Source organism: Acutalibacter sp. JLR.KK004 (assembly GCF_036941085.1).
Classification (GTDB): Bacteria; Bacillota; Clostridia; order Oscillospirales; family Acutalibacteraceae; genus Acutalibacter.
This window is the reverse complement of sequence record NZ_JAYMNQ010000012.1, coordinates 1-272: the sequence shown is the minus strand read 5'-3', so window position 1 is coordinate 272 and position 272 is coordinate 1. Positions and strand designations below refer to the sequence as shown.

General features: G+C 54.4%; 1 protein-coding gene. It reads right to left on the bottom strand.

Annotated features, from left to right (window positions below):
- A partial coding sequence (locus VSQ30_RS20565) for a DNA adenine methylase (protein WP_334467155.1) occupies positions 1-272 on the bottom strand: 272 nt, incomplete at both ends.

Below are 272 nucleotides of genomic sequence, written 5' to 3'. Positions count from 1 at the left end.
TAGAAAAACCGGGCGGCCCGCTGGATATCCGTAAGCCCCCGCATGTTGGCTTGGGCCACATAATCAAAAAACTGCTCCCTGGAAGAAAGCAGCCAGTCAAATTCCCGCTGCAGCTCCCCGCAGTGATACTTTACACAGCGAAACAGGTTCACCAGATTGCCGTTGATATCGTTATAGACTTCCAGCTGGCCCGCCTGCTTTTCCTTGGCGAAAAGCACCCAGGCCGCACCGCCGAATACTTCAATATACCGCTCCACCTTGTCCGTGGGGAA